The organism is Variovorax paradoxus (assembly GCF_030815975.1).
In the GTDB taxonomy this organism is placed as follows: Bacteria; Pseudomonadota; Gammaproteobacteria; order Burkholderiales; family Burkholderiaceae_C; genus Variovorax; species Variovorax paradoxus_N.
Window position 1 is genome coordinate 839,675 of the sequence record NZ_JAUSXL010000002.1, and the last position, 17,313, is coordinate 856,987.

Genomic DNA, 17,313 nt, shown 5'->3' on the forward strand with positions numbered 1-17,313 from the left:
AGGCCGCCCATTGATGAGCGGCCGGCAGGATCACGGCTTGATGCTCATCCACTTGAAAGGCATGTAGTTGTCGGCCATCTGCGTCAGCGCCACCTTCTTGCTGACACCCCAGGCCAGCGTCTGCTGGTGCAGCGGCAGGTGGCCGATGTCGGCGGCGTGCAGGTCGAAGGCTTCCTTGATCATCGCGTCGCGTTTGGACTTGTCGGTTTCCGACTGGATCTTCTTGGTCAGCTCGTCGACCTTGGGATTGCAGTAGGCGCCCAGGTTGAACTGGCCGGCGCCGGTCTTGTCGTCGGGGCAGGCCGTCAGCGCGGTCAGCGCGTTGTGTGAGTCATAGGTCGTGGGGGTCCAGCCCAGCATGTAGAAGCTGGTGTCGCGGCGCAGCACCTTCGGGAAGTAGGTGCCCTTGGTCTCGGCCGCGAGGTTGATCTTGACGCCGATCTTCGCGAGGTTGGAGGCCACGCTCTGGCAGATCTGGCCGTCGTTCACGTAGCGGTCGTTCGGGCAGTTCATCGTCACCTCGAAACCGTTCGGGTAGCCGGCTTCGGCCAGCAACTTCTTTGCGGCCTCGACGTCGTAGGGCAGGCGCTTGTCCTGGGCTTCGGTCCAGCCGTTGATGCCGGGGCCGACCATCAGCCCGGTGGGCCGCGAGGCGCCGCGCATCACGGTGCGCTGGATGCCTGCGATGTCGATGGCCTGGTAGAAGGCCTGGCGCACGCGCTTGTCCTTGAACGGGTTCTTGCCCTTGACGCTGGAGTACAGCAGCTCGTCGCGCTTCTGGTCCATGCCCAGGAAGATGGTGCGCAGCTCCGGGCCGGAGATGACGCGCGCCGTCGGGCTGGCGTTGACGCGCGCGATGTCCTGCACAGGCACCGGCTCCATGACGTCGACCTCGCCCGAGATCAGCGCGGCGACGCGCGTGGCCGGGTTGGCGATCGGCGTGAAGATGATCTCCTGCGCGTTGCCTTCGATCTTGCCCCAGTAGGTCGGGTTGCGCACGAACACCGTGCGCACGTTCGGCTGGCGCTCGCGCACACGGTACGGGCCGGTGCCATTGGCCTTGAACGAGGCGGTGTTCTCGATGCCCTTGCGGCGGTCGACCGGCGTGACGGCCTTGTTCTCCTCGCACCACTTCTTGCTCATGATCATGAGCTGCGTGATGACGTCCGGAAGAATGGGGAACGGCCCCTTGGTCTCGATCTCGATGGTGTGCGGGTCGACCTTGCGGACTTCCTTGATGTCGGTGGTGTTGGACTTCATGTCCGAGCCGTCGCCCGAGGCGCGCGCGAAGCTGAAGATCACGTCGTCGGCCGTGAAAGGCGTGCCGTCGTGGAACTGCACGTTCTTGCGCAGTTCGAAGCGCCACACGGTGGGCGAGGTCTGCTTCCAGCTGGTGGCCAGCAGCGGTGCAACGCTCAGGTCCTTGTTGCGGCCGACCAGCGTTTCATAGACGTTGGCGGTGGTGCTCAGCTGCAGCGATTCATTGAGCGAGTGCGGGTCGAGCGACAGCGCATCGCCCTGGTTCGCAACGCGGATGGTCTGCGCGCCGGCCATCAGGCTGGTGGCGCCCAGCAGGCACAAAACCGCGACCGCAGCCGCCTTCTTCTGGAAACTCATGGGAACACTCCTCGGGTTGGAATCGGAAATACGTCAAGGCGTCGCGGTAGCGGCGTCTTTCAGGGGCTGCTCGCTGCGGGTAGCAGCCAGCGGCATGCCCTGCTCGATCAGCCCCGCATGCAATGCGGCGCCGAGCGGCAGGATCTCGTCGTTGAAGTCGTAGCGGCTGTTGTGCAGGAAGGCGCCGCACTTGGCGTCCTGGCCAATGCGCAGGTAGGCGCCGGCCTTTTTCTGCAGCATGAAGGAGAAGTCTTCGGCGCCCATGCTGGGCTCCATGCTGCGGTCGACGTTGGAAGCACCCACCAGCGACTCGGCCACGTCGGCCGCGAACATCGCCTCGGGCGCGGTGTTGATGGTGGCCGGGTAGATGCGCTCGTATTTGATCGTGGCGGTCGCGCCAAAGCCGGCGGCGATGGCCGTGCACAGTTCGGTCAGGCGCTGCTCGACCTGCGCCTGCACGCGTGCGCTGAAGGTGCGCACGGTGCCCACCAGCGTGGCCTCGCCCGGGATCACGCTCATCGCACCCAGGTCGCCGGCCTGCACCGCGCAGATGCTGACGACCGCCGCGTCGATGGGCCGCACGCTGCGCGACACGATGGTTTGCGCGGCGGTGATGATGTGCGCGGCCACCACCACGGGGTCGATGGTCTGGTAGGCATGCGCGCCATGGCCGCCCTTGCCCTTGATCTCGATCGTCACGCGGTCGGCCGCGGCCATCATGGCGCCGCGGTTGATGCCCACGGTGCCGGCGGGCATGGCGGGCCAGTTGTGCATCGCATAGACCGACTCGACCGGAAAGCGCTCGAACAGGCCGTCCTCGATCATCACGCGCGCGCCGGCAAAGCCCTCTTCGCCGGGCTGGAAGATCAGCACCGCGGTGCCGTCGAAGCTGCGGGTTTCGGCCAGGTAGCGCGCCGCGCCGACCAGCATGGCCGTGTGCCCGTCGTGTCCGCAGCCGTGCATCAGGCCGTCGTTGGCGGAGCGCCAGCCGAAGTCGTTGTCTTCGCGCATGGGCAGCGCGTCCATGTCTGCGCGCAGGCCGATCATCCGCCCGCTCGCCGTGGACCGGCCGCGGATGACGCCCACCACGCCGGTCCTGCCGATGCCGTCGTGGATCTCGTCCACGCCGCAGGCACGCAGCGCCTCGCGCACGCGGCCGGCCGTGTAGACCTCTTCGAAGCCGAGCTCGGGGTGGGCATGCAGGTCGCGGCGAAAGGCCGTGATCTCCGGATAGAAGCTCGCGATGTGCGCAAACGCCCGTCCCGAGGCTTGCAGTCGCGGTGCTGCGGCAACCGTCATTTCAATGTCCTCCCGCCTTGCCGACGCGCAGCCGCGGATCGACCACGAAATAGAGCAGGTCGACCACCAGGTTGATCACCACGAAGATCAGGGCGATGAGGCACAGGTAGGCCGCCATCACCGGAACGTCGGCAAAGGTCACGGCCTGGATGAACAAGAGCCCCATGCCGGGCCACTGGAACACCGACTCGGTGATGATGGCAAAGGCGATGAGGCCGCCAAGCTGCAGGCCCGTGATGGTCATCACCGGCACCAGCGTGTTCTTGAGTGCATGGCCGAAATGGATGGCGCGGTTCGTCAGGCCGCGGGCGCGCGCAAACTTGATGTAGTCGGTGCGCAGGACCTCGAGCATCTCTGCGCGCACCAGCCGCATGATCAGGGTCAGCTGGAAGATCGCGAGCGTCACGGCCGGCAGGACGATGTGATGCCATCCGTCGGCCCGGAACAGGCCGCTGCTCCACCAGCCGAACTGCACGGTCTCGCCGCGCCCGAAACTCGGAAACCAGCCCAGCAGCACTGCAAACACCAGGATCAGCAGGATGCCGATCAGGAAGGTGGGAAGCGACACCCCGAGCAGCGACACGGTCATGAACACCTGGCTCAGGAAAGTGCCGCGGCGCAGCGCGGTGTACACGCCCATCGGAATGCCGATGAACAAGGCCAGCACGGCCGCCACGAGCGCGAGTTCGAGCGTGGCCGGAAAGCGCTCGCCGATGAGGCGCGAGACTTTCGCGCCCTGGCGCAGGCTCAGGCCGAATTCGCCCTGGGCTGCATTGACGAGAAAGTGCCAGAACTGCACGAAGAAGGGCTGGTCGAGCCCCAATGCGGCGCGCAGCTCGCGGATCTGCTCGGGCTTGGCATCCTGGCCCAACAGAAAGACGACGGGGTCGCCCACATATTGGAAGAGAAGAAAGGCGATGAACGCGACCGCGATCATGACGATCACGGCCTGGATCAGGCGGCGCAGGACGAAAGCAATCATTCAGCAAACAAAGTGAACAGGCATGCTAGCAGTGCAAGGTGCGTGCCCGCACGGTGGTTCCCCGGGGGTGCACGCGGATGGTGCGCCACAAATAAAAAAGCCACTCGACTTTCGTCGAGTGGCTTTTGAGTCTTTCGATTCAAAGCTGGCTTACGCCAGCGTCAGATCAGAAAGCGTGACGGATACCGAAGTCGTAGCCGGTCGAGGTCTTCGGGGTGAAGACGCCGTTGCTGATGAAGGCCGGGCCGCCAACGGTCAGGGCTGCACCGTTCTTGTTGCTCACGCGAGCGATCGTTGCGTACAGAGCCGTGCGCTTCGACAGGTTGTGCACGTAGCCCAGAGCCAGCTTGTTGGCCTTGGGGTCAGCAACTTCAGGTGCGAACAACACCACAGGAGCGTTGTTGTCATACTTGACGTGCGAGTACGAAGCGCGGATCAGGCCAGCACCGACCGGCACGGTCACGCCGAGCAGGTAGCCGGTGAGGTCGATGTCAGGACGGCCGCCAGCGAACGGTTCGACTTCGAAGTCCATCTTGTTCTTGGCCTTCGACACTTCACCGAAGAGCTTCACGGGACCGAAGTCATACGAAGCGCCGAGGTTCAGCGTGTTGACCTTGGTGGTCGTGCCGACGTAGTACTGATCGCCAACCGTGCTGCTGCCGTAAGCGATTGCAACGTCCAGAGGACCGTTGGCGTAGCCGAAGCGACCACCAACGTAACGGCCTTGGCGCGAAGCGTTTGCGGTGGCAGGCGTGGCGAGGCCCGGATCGTACTTGGTCTTTTCGCTGAAGGCGTACATCAGCTGACCGTAGAAACCACCCAGGTTCGGCGGCAGGAAGTAGCCGATCGAGTTGCTGGCGCGGGTGGAGTTGTTGGCACCAATGTTGGTGAACGAGCCGACAGCAGCGGTAGGGGTACCGAAAGCGCCGAACGTGCCGCTGGCGCTCGAAATCAGATTGGTGCCAACGCCGTTGGTGCCGAACGGATCGAACACGGTGTCGTTCCAGAACGTGGGGGTGTAGTCACGGCCGAGGCGGACTTCACCGAAACCACCCGACAGGCTCACGGTCGAGCGGCGAGCGAAGGTGGCAACACCTTCCGAGCCGTCGTCGTTCTTGATCGGGGCTTCGAGCCAGAAGCTGGCTGCCAGGCCACCACCGAGGTCTTCCGTACCACGGAAGCCCAGACGGCTGGAGTTGTAGCCCGAGTTAGCCAGTTCACGACGGCTGACCTTGACGCTGCCTTGGTTCAGGTAGAACGGGTTCAGGAGCGTGGCACCGTTCAGGTCACGCGAGGTGCTCGAATAGCCGCTGATCGACGCGTCGACCACGCCGAACAGCGTGACGGACGACTGAGCCGAGGCAACACCGGCAACAGCCAGGGCAGCCAGAGCAACTAGAGATTTTTTCATTGCAAGTTTCTCCAAGGTTAAACATAGGGCTCCGGTGCGAAGGGCTCACCGTGACTGGCACTTTTGTGCTCCCACCGGACCCCGGGCCAACCTCCTTTTGGGAAGTTGATGCTATTGCACCAGAGCCGCTGCGGCAGGGCAAAACAAATCGCCCGAAATCTCTGGTGGCCCGCGCGTTTCGTTGCAGTCCTGCAACAAAGGACTTTGGCGCGCTCACAAACCACCATATGAAATGAAGCAACTGTTTCGCCCGGCTCTTTTCGCATACGTTCAAATACGGGCATGACTTTCACGCTCGACCCCGTTCTGACTGCGGCTGATGCGGCATTGCGCACTCTTTTTGCCCGGCCCCATGCAACGCGGTCCACGCCTGCGCCCGTCCAGCCGCCGGGCGACATGACCAATTCGGAGCGGCGCGAGGCCGGCGCACTGATGCGGGTGAACCACGTGGGCGAGGTGTGCGCGCAGGCGCTCTACACCGCCCAGGCCGCGGTGGCACGCGACCCGGTCCTCCGCGCCCGCTTGCTCGAAGCCTCTCACGAAGAAACCGATCACCTGGCCTGGACGCGCCAGCGGCTGGACGAGCTCGGCGCTCGGCCCTCGGTTCTGAACCCGCTCTGGTATGCGGGCGCCTTCAGCCTGGGCCTGGTGGCCGGACGCCTGGGCGATCCGCTGAGCCTCGGGTTCGTTGCAGAAACCGAACGCCAGGTGGAAGCGCACCTGGAGAGCCATCTGGGTCGCCTGCCGCCCGCCGACAGCGCATCGAGGGCGGTGGTCGAGCAGATGAAGATCGATGAGGCACGGCACGCCGCACAGGCCATCGGTGCCGGCGCGGCGGAATTGCCGGCCCCTGCCAAGGCCCTGATGCGGTTCGCCTCCCGCGTGATGACCACGGTGGCGCACCGGATCTGAGGCCTTGCGGATCAGGTTTCGATCAGATCGAAGCTGGTGGTGATCTCGGCGGTCTTCGCGAGCATGACGCTGGCCGAGCAGTAGGTGTCGTGGCTCATGGCAATCGCGCGCTCGACGGCGGCGGCAGGAATGCCCTTGCCCGCCACGGTGAAATGCATATGGATCTTGGTGAAGACCTTGGGGTCTTTTTCCGCGCGTTCGCTGGTGAGCTTGACGCTGCAGCGCTCGACGCGGTGGCGGCCGCGCTTCAATATCAGCACCACGTCGTAGGCGGTGCAGCCCCCTGTGCCCGCGAGCACGGTTTCCATGGGCCTGGCCGCCAGGTTCTGGCCGCCGTTCTCGGGTTTCGCGGCATCCGGCGCACCGTCCATCATCAAGACATGGCCGCTGCCGGTTTCGGCCACAAAACCCATGGCCGAGCGCGTTCCGGCGTCGCCGGTCCAACTTACTGTGCATTCCATCTTCGTCAGATCCATTCAGAATGTTCAGCAAAAAAAGCACGCTGACATCGATTTGTGTGTGGGAAAAGCGTCATTTGCTTGTTGCAACGCAGCAAACAACCGATATACTTTATTTCATCGCACACGAAACCGTGTGCACAGGTTGTCTCCTCCACCCTTCCAATTGGTGGATTTAGCCCCGAGCCGCAAGGCTTGGGGCTTTTTTCTTTTCCGGGCCTGCCGCTCTGCGGCCACTCTAGTTTCCTGGGGGTCCAAAGGGCAGTTGCTCTGGCTGCCCTGGCTGTTGCCGGTGTTGCCTCGGCTCAGTCTTCCGTCACGCTGTTCGGCGTGGTCGACGTTTCCATCAGCGGCTACTCGAACACTTCGCGTGACCTGCGCAACCCGCCCGCCCTCAACCGGGGCAGCGTCAATGTCAGCCGCCGTGAGCTGACGAACTCGGGCTACAACTCGAGCCGCCTGGGCTTCCGCGGCACGGAAGACCTCGGTGGCGGCCTGGCAGCCAGCTTCTGGCTCGAAGCCCCCGTTGCCAATGACGACGGCGAAAGCAGCGTCGTGACGTTCGCTCGCCGTTCGACCGTGAGCCTGTCGGGCGGTTTCGGTGAAGTCCGCCTCGGCCGCGACCTCACGCCGACCTTCCACAACAACTCCACGTTCGATCCGTTCGGCACCAACGGCGTCGGCACCAACCTGATCCAGACGGCCGCGAGCTCGTTTGGCCAGCCCACTCGCTCCAGCAACTCGGTCAGCTACTTCCTGCCGGCGAACCTCGGTGGGTTCTACGGCCAGCTGATGTACGCCTTCAACGAGAAGACCAAGTACAGCCCTGGCTTGGCCACGATTCTCGCGACCGACAATTCGCGCGCCGGCCGTTACGTGGGTGGCCGCTTCGGCTATGCCAACGGACCGCTGGACGTTGCGCTGGCTTATGGCAGCAGCACCGTGGATGACGACTACTTCGCCGGCACGACCGACAAGGTCAACATCTTCAATCTCGGTGCTTCGTATGACTTCGGTCCCGTGAAGCTCTTCAGTGAACTGTCTCAAGCCAAGCGGAAGACCGACTTCGACAGCGCGTTCTCTTCCCAATCGGCTACCGTGGCATCGACCAAGCTCAACGGCTGGCTGCTGGGTGTGACGGCTCCCGTGGGCGCCGGCTTGATCCGTGCATCGTATTCGGCTGTGAAGTACAAGACGGACAATCCGTTCCTCGACGACCCGAAGGCCAACAAGCTGGCGCTGGGCTACGTTCACAACCTGTCGAAGCGCACGGCCCTGTACGCAACGATCGCTCGCGTGAGCAACAAGAACGAAGCAGCGCTGACCGTTGGCGGCCCCAAGTTTGTCACCGGGGGCGTCTTCACCCCGAGGACCTCAACCGGCTACGACTTCGGCATCCGCCACGCCTTCTGATCGCGGCTGATTCCAAATGCTGGCTTCAGCCAGTTCGAATCAATTCAGTATCAAGCCGCCCAGCGCAAGCCGGGCGGCTTTTTGGCTTTGCTCAGTTCGCGCGGCCGCGCCTGCTTTGCAGCAGTCCCACATTCATTTCTCCGCTCAGAACCGAAGCGTAGAAGCGTTCGACCATGTTCACGCTCGTGCGTGCATTGCGCGCCAAGGTCAGCATGTCGATGCCCTGCCCATACAGGAGCCGCAAGGTGATGGCGGTGTGGCGCAGGCAGTAAAGCGTCCTCGACTGGCCCAGCGGCCCTTTCTGGAGCGACGTTGCCTCCAGCGTCCAATGAAAAAGAAAATTGAGCACGGCCAGCGCGTGTTCACGGTTCTTCAATTGCGGCATGAAGATGTAGTCGTCTGCATTGCCAAAGCCCTGCTCGCGGCGGTGAGCGAGCAGGCATTCATAGACCCGCACCGCCGGACGCAAGCTCACGATGGGCTGGCTGTGCCGCTTGGTTTCGGGCAGGTTCATGCGCAGGTAGACATGCTTGCCGCGCACGATTTCGATGTGCCTGTGCTTCATGAGCTTGATGTCGCTCGGACGAACGAAGGTGTTGACCATCCAGCGGATCAACCAGGGCAGTTCTTCGGGCATGACGAGCAGCTCGCGCGCAATCCAGAAGCGTTCACCGGACGCCAGTCGGTCGAGCACCGGGTGCTGTTGGCCGCGCAACTTTCGCGCGGCCGCCACGAGTGCCCGGTACTCCGCAACGCTGAAGCTGCCGCGCGGCTGGCTGCGCACCTTGACCTTCGGGAAGAGCGGCGCATCGCGAAGCACGCCGATGTTCACGCCATGCATCACCACCTTTCGCAGCAGCACGAGGTATTGCGCAATCGTCGTGCTGGTGAAGCCCTGCGCGCCGAGATGGTCGATCAGCCGCTGCGCATCGGGCGTGGCAAATGCCTGCGCCGGCACGGCACCCAGCAGCGGAAGCACATGGGCGCGCAATCTGTTGCCCATCACTTGCCAGGTGGCTCGTCCGATTTCACCGCGCTGCACGCGCGCTGCTTCTGCCTGCATCAGTCCTTTGGAAAGGTCGCTGACAGAAACGGTTAACAGATTTTGCTCGTTTGTTAAATGATTGGCGGACGTATGGATCGCGGGATAGGTGCGCGCAAAAAATCCTGAATCGTTCGCGGCCGGGGCTCTTTGAATGAGGTTTATGACATTTGTGTCCATGCCATGTCCCGTATGCAATCCCGATGCCTCTTATCATTGCTATTTAACAATTGAGCCTCCCTTGGAAAAAACCGTGCGCGACGTACCTGTGCCGGCACTGACGCCCGCCGACTATCTCAGAAAAATCCTGAACGCCCGCGTCTACGACGTGGCGGTCGAAACTGCGCTAGAGAAAGCCAAAGCGCTCAGCGAAAGGCTGGGCAACAACGTGCTGCTCAAGCGCGAAGACCAGCAACCGGTCTTCAGCTTCAAGCTGCGTGGCGCCTACAACAAGATGGCGCACCTCTCGGCCGAGCAGCTGGCGAGTGGCGTCATCTGCGCATCGGCCGGCAATCACGCGCAAGGCGTGGCACTGGGCGCGCGCAAGCTGGGCGCGCGCGCGGTGGTGGTCATGCCGGTGACCACGCCTCGGCTCAAGGTCGATGCGGTGCGCGGCTTCGGCGGCGAAGTGGTGCTGCATGGCGACAGCTATTCCGATGCCTACCTGCATGCGCTCGAATTGCAGGCGCAGCAGGGCCTGACCTTCGTGCACCCCTTCGACGACCCCGACGTGATCGCGGGCCAGGGCACCATCGCCATGGAAATCCTGCGCCAGCACCAGGGCCGGCTCGATGCTGTCTTCGTTGCCATCGGCGGCGGCGGACTCATCTCGGGCGTGGCCAACTACATCAAGGCAGTGCGCCCGGAGATCAAGGTGATCGGCGTGCAGATGAACGACTCCGACGCCATGATGCAATCGGTGGCGGCGCGCCAGCGCGTGAGCCTGTCCGATGTCGGGCTGTTCTCGGACGGCACGGCCGTCAAGCTCGTGGGCGAAGAGACGTTTCGCATCGCCAGCAACCTGGTCGATGAATACATCGCGGTCGACACCGATGCCGTCTGCGCGGCCATCAAGGACGTGTTCGTCGACACCCGCAGCATCGTGGAGCCGGCGGGCGCGCTCGCGGTGGCCGCCATCAAGCAGTACGTGGCCGGGCACGGCCGCCATGGCGAGACCTACGCGGCCATCCTGTGCGGCGCCAACATGAACTTCGACCGGCTGCGCTTCGTGGCCGAGCGCGCAGAGGTCGGCGAGGAGCGCGAGGCGCTATTCGCGGTGACGATTCCCGAAGAGCGCGGCAGCTTCCGCCGCTTCTGCGAACTGGTCGGCGAGATGCCGGCCAGCGAGTCGCAGGAAACAGGCTCGATCGGCGGCGCGCCGCGCAATGTGACGGAGTTCAACTACCGCATCAGCGATGCAGCCAAGGCGCATGTGTTCGTGGGCCTGACCACCTCGACGCGCGGCGAGTCGACGACCATCGCGCAGACCTTCATTGCCCATGGTTTCGATGCGCTCGACCTCACGCACGACGAGCTCGCCAAGGAGCATTTGCGGCACCTGGTGGGCGGACGCACGGGCCTCGCGCATGACGAGCGGCTGCTGCGCTTCGTGTTTCCGGAACGCCCCGGGGCGCTGCTCAAGTTCCTGAGCCTGATGCGGCCGAACTGGAACATCAGCCTCTTCCACTACCGCAACCAGGGCGCCGACTACGGCCGCATCCTGGTGGGCCTGCAGGTGCCGGCCGGCGATGCGGCGGCCTTCGACGACTTCCTCGAGACGCTGGGCTATCCGTACGTCGAGGAAACGGCGAATCCGGCGTATCGGCTGTTCCTTCAGGCCTGAAGAAAGGCCGCCCCGGTTTTATTGCTGCTCGGGCTGCGCGGAGGGCTGCTGCACAGACCCCGGCGGCGGCGATGACGGCGCCTGCGGCGGTGCAGTCCCGCCGGCGGATGGCGCCACCACGGGAGGCACCGTGGCCGGAAAAAGCCCGCTGGGCCTGGCGGTCGGCGTTGGCGAGGCCGGCACCCCCGAAGCAGCAGGACTGCCGACACTGATCGGCGCGCGCACCGGCAACTGCAGCGTGAAGGCCGCCGGACCCTGCGCACTGGCGCCGAGCGTCGCCGCGCGCACCCCGACCGACTGCAGCACATAGTTGTCGCCAACCTGCGAACCGACGCGAAACGGACGCGGCGGCTTGCCGTCGATCGAGATCAGCGCGGCGCCCTGGTTGAACGGATCCGCCACCACGCCCGACAACGCGAAGCGGCTGGCCGCCTCGGGTGCGGCGGGCGCCGCTTCGTTGGCCGGCATCACGCCGAGCAGCCGCGCGACCGCATCCGCCTCGGCCGAGACCGATGCCTGGGGCATGGTGGCCGCCGCGGCCACGGGCTCGGGCGGCGCCGCGAGCCGCAGCCCCCAGAACACCGCCGCGCCGGCGGCCAGCGCCCAGAGTCCCGTGGTTGCAACAGGGGCGTGCCAGCGCGCGGCGGAATAGGGACTTGTCATGGCCGCGGATTATCATGCAGCGGGCCTTCCGAACCATGTCATCCAAGCTATGAAAAAAATCCTACGCGACGCCACCCGCGCTGCCCAGCGCGGCTTCACGCTGATCGAGCTGATGGTGGTGCTGGTCATCATCGGCGTGCTGGCCGCGCTGATCGTGCCGAACGTGATCGAGCGCGCCGACGACGCGCGCGTGACCGCCGCCAGGACCGACATCAACAACCTGATGCAGGCGCTCAAGCTCTACCGCCTGGACAACCAGCGCTACCCGACGGCCGAGCAGGGCCTGCAGTCGCTGCTGGTGCGACCCACCGTCGGCCCGGCCGCGCCCAACTGGAAGCCCTACGTCGAGAAGCTGCCGAACGATCCGTGGGGCCATCCGTACCAGTACATGAATCCGGGTATCAAGGGCGAAATCGACGTGCTCTCGCTCGGCGCCGATGGCCAGGCCGGCGGCGAGGGCAAGAATGCCGACATCGGCAGCTGGCAGTAGCCGCACGGGCGGCTTCACGCTGCTCGAACTGATCGTGGTGATCGCGATCATCGCGATCGCGACGGCCGGCGTGAGCTTCGCGCTGCGCGACAGCAACGCGGCCCGGCTCGACCGCGAGGCCGACCGGCTGGCCGCGCTGCTCGAATCGGCCCGCGCCCAGTCGCGGGCGAGCGGCGTTGCGGTGCGGTGGCGCATCGTGGAGGGCGGCAGCTTCGTGTTCGACGGCCTGCCGCCCGATGCGCTGCCGAGCGGCTGGGCCGCCAGCGGCATCAGCGCCCAGGCTTCGCTGGCTGGCGGCGCGCCGATTGCGGCGGTGCAACTGGGCCCCGACCCGATCATTGCCGCGCAGCAGATCGTGCTGTATTCCGAAGGCCCGCCCGCGCGGTCACTGCGTATTGCCACCGACGGCCTGCGGCCGTTCACCGTGACCGCGCCATGAGAACAGCCCGGCGCCGCTTCGAATGCAGCGGATTCACGCTGATCGAAGTGCTGATTGCGCTGGGCATCGTCGCGCTCGCGCTCGCGGCGGGCTCGCAGGCCACGATGTCGCTGACACGCAATGCGCAGCGCCAGTCCGACCTGCTGCTGGCCGACCTGTGCGCGGAAAACGAGCTTGCCAAGGCGCGGCTGGCCAGGCAGATGCCGGCCGTGGGCGATTCGGGCTCGATCTGCGTGCAGGCCGGCGTCTCGTTCAACGTGACCAGCTCCACCATCGCCACGCTCAACCCCAACTTCCGCCGCGTCGACGTGCAGGTGCGCGACGAAGCCAATGCGTCGGTGCTGCGCGTCTCGACCGTGGTGGGCCGCTTCTGATGCGCCGCTTCGCAAGCCCGCGAACCCGCCGCGGCTTCACGCTGATCGAGCTGCTGGTGGCCATTTCGGTGATGGCGCTGCTGGCGCTGGTGAGCTGGCGCGGCCTGGACAACATGTCGCGCGCCACCACGCAGAACCAGCAGCGCGCCGACGCGGTGCTGACATTGCAGACCACGCTCTCGCAATGGGGCGCCGACCTCGACGCCGTGACCCCGATCGCGCAGACCCGCCCCATCGACTGGAACGGCCGCGTGCTGCGGCTCACGCGGCGCGGCAGCGATGCGGGCGCCCCCGCAATGCTGGTGGTGGCATGGACGCTTCGCTCCGGTGCCGACGGCACCCGCTGGCGGCGCTGGCAGTCGCCGCCCTTCACCACGCGCGGCGAATGGCAGCAGGCGTGGAACATGGCCGCCTCGTGGGCGCAGGAAGGCGGCGGCGGCGACGTCGCGCTGATGCCGGTCTCCGACTGGCAGCTCTACTACTTCCGCGAGAACGCCTGGACGCCCGCCGGCGAGCTGCCGGCCAGCGCGCCCAATCCGGCGAACCCGGCCAACCCGGCCGGCGCCCTCGTGGCCATGCCGGACGGCGTTCGCCTGGTGCTGAACCTGTCTCCCGGCGAAGGACTGGCGGGCACGCTCACGCGCGACTGGGTCAAGCCCACGGTGGGAGCGCCGCGCTCATGACCGCCTCCACGGTCTTTCGAACCAACGGGCAACGCCAGCGCGGCGCCGCGCTGCTCGCGGCCATGCTGACCGTGATGCTGGTCGCGACCTTCTCCGCCGCGGCACTGTGGCAGCAATGGCGCGCATCCGAAGTCGAGGCGGCCGAGCGCGGGCGCGTGCAGGCGGCGTGGGTGCTGATCGGCGCGCTCGACTGGTCGCGCCTGATCCTGCGCGAGGACGCACTCACCGGCGGCCCCGACCACCTGGCCGAGCCCTGGGCCGTGCCGCTCGCGGAAGCGCGGCTCACGAGCTTTCTGTCGGCCGAGAAGAACGTGGCCAGCGACAACCTCGAAGGACTGCCCGATGCCTTCCTGTCGGGCCGCGTGGTCGATGCACAATCGAAGCTCAACGTGCTGTCGCTGGTCGACGGCAACAAGCCGGTGCCGGCGAGCATCGCCACCTTCGCCAAGCTGTTCAACATCCTGGGCCTGCCGGCCTCGGAGCTCAGCGCGATGACGGCCTCGCTGGTGCGCGCGCTGGCCACCGGCACCGATGCCGCAGGCGGCGGCGATGCCGGCGCGGCGCCGCTGATGCCGCAGGAGGTTTCGCAGCTGGTGTGGCTCGGCCTTTCGCCCGCGACCGTGGCCGCGCTCGAGCCCTACGTGACGATTCTTCCCATACGCACGCCGCTCAACATCAATACCGCGAGCGCCGAAGCCATCAGCGCCAGCCTGCCGTCGCTGAGCATCAGCGACGCGCGCCAGCTGGTCGAGAAGCGCACCCGCTCGTTCTTCAAGCAGATTGCCGATGCGAATGCCGCGCTCCCGAGCGGCGGCACGCAATTCAACGCCAACCAGCACAGCGTGGGCACCCAGTTCTTCGAGGTCTACGGCAGGCTGCGGCTGGACCGCACCTGGGTCGAGGAACGCTCGCTGCTGCAGCGCGATGGCGTGACCGTGAAGACGATCTGGCGCAACCGCGGCGCCGGCCTTGCCACGGCCACTCCGGCTAAACCCTGAGTGCGGCTTGCTTTCTTCATTTCTGTTGCATCAATACATCGTCCAGAGCCCGTCGCACCTACGTCAAACGCTACAAATAAAGTAGCAATGGCACCATGGACGCACCCCTACAATCACCCGCCCTCCTGAAATCGAAATGACCCCGCTGCTGCTCATCGCCCCCCTCCCCCCGGCCGACGCCGCGGGCGAGTACGACTGGGCCCAGGCAGGCGACGACGGCATCGCCCTGCGCAACCACGGCCGCGCGCTGCTCGCGCTGCTTCCGGCCAGCGCGGAGGTCACGCTCGGCATTCCGGCCGCGGCGCTTTCCTGGCACCGCGTCACGCTGCCCAAGGGCAGCATGAGCAGCGCATCGAAGCTGCGCGCCGTGCTCGACGGCCTGCTCGAAGAGCATCTGCTCGACGAACCCGAGGCCCTGCACTTCGCGCTCGAGCCCGAGGCCCGGGCCGGCGCGCCGGTCTGGGTGGCGGCCTGCAACCGCATCTGGCTGCGCACGCTGGTACAGGGCCTGGAGTCGGCGGGGCGGCGCGTGGTGCGCATCGTTCCCGAGTTCGCGCCGCAGCCTGCCGATGGCCCGCCCCTGCTGCAGGTCACCGGCGAAGCCGAGGCGCCGCAACTCACGGTGTGCGATGCCGACGGCGTGGTCTCGCTGCCGCTCGCGGGCGCCGGGCTGGCGCTGTCCGGCAGCCTGCCGCTCGACACCGCCGTGATCGCCGCCGAACCCGCCGTCGCCGAAGCCGCCGAGCGTCTGCTCGAACGCCGCGTGCCCATCGTGCAGGCGCCGCAACGCTGGCTTCAGGCCGCGCGCTCGCCCTGGGAGCTCGCGCAGTTCGACCTTGCCGTGACGGGCCGCGCGCGCGCCGGCAAGAAATTTGCATCGTTGGTCCAGACCTTGCGCCATGCGCCCGAGTGGCGCGCCGCACGCTGGGGCGTCGTTGCCCTGCTGCTGACCCAGCTGATCGGCCTCAATGCCTGGGCCTGGAAGGAGCGCAATGCACTCGAGGCCAAGCGCCAGGCCGTCAAGACCATGCTGACCCAGACCTTCCCCTCCGTGAAACTCGTGGTCGATGCGCCGTTGCAGATGGCGCGCGAAGTCGCGGCGCTGCAGCAGGCCGTGGGCGATGTCGCGGGCAGCGATCTCGAACCGATGATCGGCGCCCTCGCCCCCCATCTTCCGCCGGGCAAAACGCCCAGCGCCATCGACTACAGCGCTGGCCAGCTGCGCCTGCGCGGGCTGGGCCTGCAGCCGTCCGAGCTCACACGGCTGTCCGGCGCGATGGGCCCGCGCGGCTACAGCGTGCGCGCCGAGGGCGATCTGCTCTTGGTGCAGGCCGAGGCGGCGCGATGAACTTCAGCGACCAGCTCCGGGCCCGCTGGGCCACCCTCGAACGGCGCGAGCGGCGCATGGTCGCCATCGCGGCCGCGCTCGTGGCGCTCGCGCTGCTGTGGTGGATTGCGCTCGCCCCCGCGCTGCGCACGCTGGCCGCGGCGCCGGCCGACCACGCGCAGCTCGACGCGCAGTTGCAGCAGATGGCTCTGCTGCAGAACCGCGCCAAGGCGCTGCAGGCCCAGCCCCGGCTGAACCGGGACGACGCGCTGCGCGCCCTCGAAACCTCGGTGCGCCAGAGCCTGGGCACCAATGCCCAGCTCATGACGGCCAGTGGCGATGGCGCCGCCACCCTCACGATGCGTGCCACGCCCGCCGATGCCGTGGCCCAGTGGCTGGCGCAGGCGCGCGGCAATGCCCACGCCGTGCCGCGCGAGGCCCACCTGACCCGTGTGGCCGCCGCCCCGCCGGCCGCCGGCGGCAAGGACCCGCAGCCTGCGAAGGTGCGCTGGGAGGGCACGCTCGTGATGGCGCTGCCCGCAGCCCGTTGAGCACGGCCGCATGGTGACGCGCTCCCCCCTTGCCGAATCCGCGCCGCGCCGCGGCTGGCGCTGGGCCTTGCTCGGCATCGTGCTGGGAGCGCTGCTGGCGCTGGTGCTGTTCGCGCCGGCCCGCTGGCTGGCCACGGCGCTCTCGAGCTGGAGCCAGGGCCGGCTGCTGCTCGTGAACCCGCGCGGCACGGTCTGGAACGGCACTGCGGCCGTGGTGCTTGCCAGCGGTGCTGGCGGCGCCGAAGCGGTGTCGCTGCCCGGCGCGCTCAACTGGCGCATGCGGCCCGCCTGGAGCGGCCTGTCCGCCGTGCTCGATCTGCCCTGCTGCGCGGCCCGGCCGCTCCAGCTCAAGGCCAGCCCGCGTGCGGGCGGCATGCAGCTGCAGTGGGGCGACGGCAGTTCGCGCTGGCCCGCCACCTTGCTGACCGGCCTGGGCGCGCCCTGGAACACGCTCAAGCTCGAAGGCACGCTCGACCTCTCCACCCGGGCCCTCTCCATGCAGTGGGACGGCCCCGTGCTGCGCATCGCGGGCCAGGCCACGCTCGACGCCACCGATGTGTCGTCCAGCCTCTCGACGCTCAAGCCGATGGGCAGCTACCGCCTCACGCTCGAAGGCGGCAGCCGTCCGAGCCTGCTGCTGAGCACGCGCGAAGGCAGCCTGCAACTGAACGGCAGCGGCAGCTGGAGCGGCACCGCCTTTCGCTTCAATGGCGAAGCCAGCGCCGCGGCCGGCCGCGAAGACGCGCTTTCCAATTTGTTGAACATCATCGGACGGCGCGACAACGCGCGTTCGATCATCACCCTGGGTTGA

18 protein-coding genes are annotated in these 17,313 nt (G+C 66.6%); 11 read left to right on the forward strand and 7 right to left on the reverse strand.

Features of this window, described 5'->3' with window-relative positions; all coding sequences use genetic code 11:
* Nucleotides 1-30: 30 nt before the first annotated feature.
* The 4 genes from QFZ47_RS07745 to QFZ47_RS07760 form a co-directional block, all read right to left on the reverse strand.
* Entirely contained in the window at nucleotides 31-1,617 is a 1,587-nt protein-coding gene (locus QFZ47_RS07745; RefSeq protein ID WP_307655089.1) for an ABC transporter substrate-binding protein, read from the reverse strand.
* 33 nt (nucleotides 1,618-1,650) lie between these two features.
* Complete coding sequence (locus QFZ47_RS07750) at nucleotides 1,651-2,916, reverse strand: M20 aminoacylase family protein (RefSeq protein ID WP_307655090.1); 1,266 nt, start codon at nucleotides 2,914-2,916, stop codon at nucleotides 1,651-1,653.
* 1 nt (nucleotide 2,917) lies between these two features.
* Nucleotides 2,918-3,898 (reverse strand): ABC transporter permease, encoded by a 981-nt coding sequence (locus QFZ47_RS07755; protein WP_307655091.1) that lies wholly within the window; start codon nucleotides 3,896-3,898, stop codon nucleotides 2,918-2,920.
* 166 nt (nucleotides 3,899-4,064) lie between these two features.
* A complete protein-coding gene (locus QFZ47_RS07760; RefSeq protein ID WP_307655092.1) occupies nucleotides 4,065-5,309 on the reverse strand; it encodes a porin in 1,245 nt (414 codons plus the stop codon).
* A gap of 282 nt (nucleotides 5,310-5,591) precedes the next feature.
* On the opposite strand from QFZ47_RS07760, the gene coq7 reads away from it, so the two are divergent.
* Nucleotides 5,592-6,221 (forward strand): 2-polyprenyl-3-methyl-6-methoxy-1,4-benzoquinone monooxygenase, encoded by a 630-nt coding sequence (gene coq7 / locus QFZ47_RS07765; protein WP_307655093.1) that lies wholly within the window; start codon nucleotides 5,592-5,594, stop codon nucleotides 6,219-6,221.
* A gap of 11 nt (nucleotides 6,222-6,232) precedes the next feature.
* On the opposite strand, the gene QFZ47_RS07770 is transcribed toward coq7, so the two are convergent.
* Nucleotides 6,233-6,682: an OsmC family protein gene (locus QFZ47_RS07770; RefSeq protein ID WP_307655094.1), complete on the reverse strand. Its 450-nt coding sequence runs from the start codon at nucleotides 6,680-6,682 to the stop codon at nucleotides 6,233-6,235.
* A gap of 267 nt (nucleotides 6,683-6,949) precedes the next feature.
* Here QFZ47_RS07770 and QFZ47_RS07775 point away from each other — a divergent pair, with 267 nt between their 5' ends.
* Entirely contained in the window at nucleotides 6,950-8,092 is a 1,143-nt protein-coding gene (locus QFZ47_RS07775) for a porin (protein WP_307658899.1), read from the forward strand.
* Between the two features lie 91 nt (nucleotides 8,093-8,183).
* On the opposite strand, the gene QFZ47_RS07780 is transcribed toward QFZ47_RS07775, so the two are convergent.
* Nucleotides 8,184-9,314, reverse strand: coding sequence for a site-specific integrase (locus QFZ47_RS07780; protein WP_307655095.1), 1,131 nt, complete (start codon nucleotides 9,312-9,314; stop codon nucleotides 8,184-8,186).
* 49 nt (nucleotides 9,315-9,363) lie between these two features.
* On the opposite strand from QFZ47_RS07780, the gene ilvA reads away from it, so the two are divergent.
* On the forward strand, nucleotides 9,364-10,977 hold the full coding sequence (ilvA, locus tag QFZ47_RS07785; protein ID WP_370880629.1) for a threonine ammonia-lyase, biosynthetic: 1,614 nt from the start codon (nucleotides 9,364-9,366) through the stop codon (nucleotides 10,975-10,977).
* An 18-nt stretch (nucleotides 10,978-10,995) separates the two neighbouring features.
* Here the strand turns inward: ilvA and QFZ47_RS07790 are convergent, their stop codons facing one another.
* Nucleotides 10,996-11,640, reverse strand: a complete 645-nt coding sequence (locus tag QFZ47_RS07790) for a type II secretion system protein N (protein WP_307655097.1) — start codon at nucleotides 11,638-11,640, stop codon at nucleotides 10,996-10,998.
* 49 nt (nucleotides 11,641-11,689) lie between these two features.
* On the opposite strand from QFZ47_RS07790, the gene gspG reads away from it, so the two are divergent.
* The 8 genes from gspG (at nucleotide 11,690) to gspN (ending at nucleotide 17,313) form a co-directional block, all read left to right on the forward strand.
* The gene (gene gspG, locus QFZ47_RS07795) at nucleotides 11,690-12,130 is read left to right on the forward strand and encodes a type II secretion system major pseudopilin GspG (protein ID WP_047783707.1); all 441 of its coding nucleotides are present in this window, start codon (nucleotides 11,690-11,692) and stop codon (nucleotides 12,128-12,130) included.
* Nucleotides 12,105-12,569 (forward strand): GspH/FimT family pseudopilin, encoded by a 465-nt coding sequence (locus QFZ47_RS07800; RefSeq protein ID WP_307655098.1) that lies wholly within the window; start codon nucleotides 12,105-12,107, stop codon nucleotides 12,567-12,569. Before gspG ends, QFZ47_RS07800 begins: the two co-directional genes overlap by 26 nt.
* Nucleotides 12,566-12,943, forward strand: coding sequence for a type II secretion system minor pseudopilin GspI (gspI, locus tag QFZ47_RS07805; protein ID WP_307655099.1), 378 nt, complete (start codon nucleotides 12,566-12,568; stop codon nucleotides 12,941-12,943). Before QFZ47_RS07800 ends, gspI begins: the two co-directional genes overlap by 4 nt.
* Complete coding sequence (locus QFZ47_RS07810; protein WP_307655100.1) at nucleotides 12,943-13,626, forward strand: PulJ/GspJ family protein; 684 nt, start codon at nucleotides 12,943-12,945, stop codon at nucleotides 13,624-13,626. Before gspI ends, QFZ47_RS07810 begins: the two co-directional genes overlap by 1 nt.
* Nucleotides 13,623-14,624, forward strand: a complete 1,002-nt coding sequence (gspK, locus tag QFZ47_RS07815; protein WP_307655101.1) for a type II secretion system minor pseudopilin GspK — start codon at nucleotides 13,623-13,625, stop codon at nucleotides 14,622-14,624. Before QFZ47_RS07810 ends, gspK begins: the two co-directional genes overlap by 4 nt.
* 136 nt (nucleotides 14,625-14,760) lie before the next feature.
* The gene (gene gspL / locus QFZ47_RS07820; RefSeq protein ID WP_307655102.1) at nucleotides 14,761-15,972 is read left to right on the forward strand and encodes a type II secretion system protein GspL; all 1,212 of its coding nucleotides are present in this window, start codon (nucleotides 14,761-14,763) and stop codon (nucleotides 15,970-15,972) included.
* A complete protein-coding gene (locus QFZ47_RS07825) occupies nucleotides 15,969-16,502 on the forward strand; it encodes a type II secretion system protein M (RefSeq protein ID WP_307655103.1) in 534 nt (177 codons plus the stop codon). The genes gspL and QFZ47_RS07825 overlap by 4 nt, the downstream gene beginning before the upstream one ends.
* 10 nt (nucleotides 16,503-16,512) lie before the next feature.
* The gene (gene gspN / locus QFZ47_RS07830) at nucleotides 16,513-17,313 is read left to right on the forward strand and encodes a type II secretion system protein N (RefSeq protein ID WP_307655104.1); all 801 of its coding nucleotides are present in this window, start codon (nucleotides 16,513-16,515) and stop codon (nucleotides 17,311-17,313) included.

Coding starts and splice junctions, on each gene's coding strand:
- QFZ47_RS07745 (WP_307655089.1), bottom strand. CDS start 1,617: ATGAGTTTCCAGAAGAAGGCGGCTGCGGTCGCGGTTTTGTGCCTGCTG.
- QFZ47_RS07750 (WP_307655090.1), bottom strand. CDS start 2,916: ATGACGGTTGCCGCAGCACCGCGACTGCAAGCCTCGGGACGGGCGTTT.
- QFZ47_RS07755 (WP_307655091.1), bottom strand. CDS start 3,898: ATGATTGCTTTCGTCCTGCGCCGCCTGATCCAGGCCGTGATCGTCATG.
- QFZ47_RS07760 (WP_307655092.1), bottom strand. CDS start 5,309: ATGAAAAAATCTCTAGTTGCTCTGGCTGCCCTGGCTGTTGCCGGTGTT.
- coq7 (WP_307655093.1), top strand. CDS start 5,592: ATGACTTTCACGCTCGACCCCGTTCTGACTGCGGCTGATGCGGCATTG.
- QFZ47_RS07770 (WP_307655094.1), bottom strand. CDS start 6,682: ATGGAATGCACAGTAAGTTGGACCGGCGACGCCGGAACGCGCTCGGCC.
- QFZ47_RS07780 (WP_307655095.1), bottom strand. CDS start 9,314: ATGGACACAAATGTCATAAACCTCATTCAAAGAGCCCCGGCCGCGAAC.
- QFZ47_RS07790 (WP_307655097.1), bottom strand. CDS start 11,640: ATGACAAGTCCCTATTCCGCCGCGCGCTGGCACGCCCCTGTTGCAACC.
- gspG (WP_047783707.1), top strand. CDS start 11,690: ATGAAAAAAATCCTACGCGACGCCACCCGCGCTGCCCAGCGCGGCTTC.
- QFZ47_RS07800 (WP_307655098.1), top strand. CDS start 12,105: ATGCCGACATCGGCAGCTGGCAGTAGCCGCACGGGCGGCTTCACGCTG.
- gspI (WP_307655099.1), top strand. CDS start 12,566: ATGAGAACAGCCCGGCGCCGCTTCGAATGCAGCGGATTCACGCTGATC.
- QFZ47_RS07810 (WP_307655100.1), top strand. CDS start 12,943: ATGCGCCGCTTCGCAAGCCCGCGAACCCGCCGCGGCTTCACGCTGATC.
- gspK (WP_307655101.1), top strand. CDS start 13,623: ATGACCGCCTCCACGGTCTTTCGAACCAACGGGCAACGCCAGCGCGGC.
- gspL (WP_307655102.1), top strand. CDS start 14,761: ATGACCCCGCTGCTGCTCATCGCCCCCCTCCCCCCGGCCGACGCCGCG.
- QFZ47_RS07825 (WP_307655103.1), top strand. CDS start 15,969: ATGAACTTCAGCGACCAGCTCCGGGCCCGCTGGGCCACCCTCGAACGG.
- gspN (WP_307655104.1), top strand. CDS start 16,513: ATGGTGACGCGCTCCCCCCTTGCCGAATCCGCGCCGCGCCGCGGCTGG.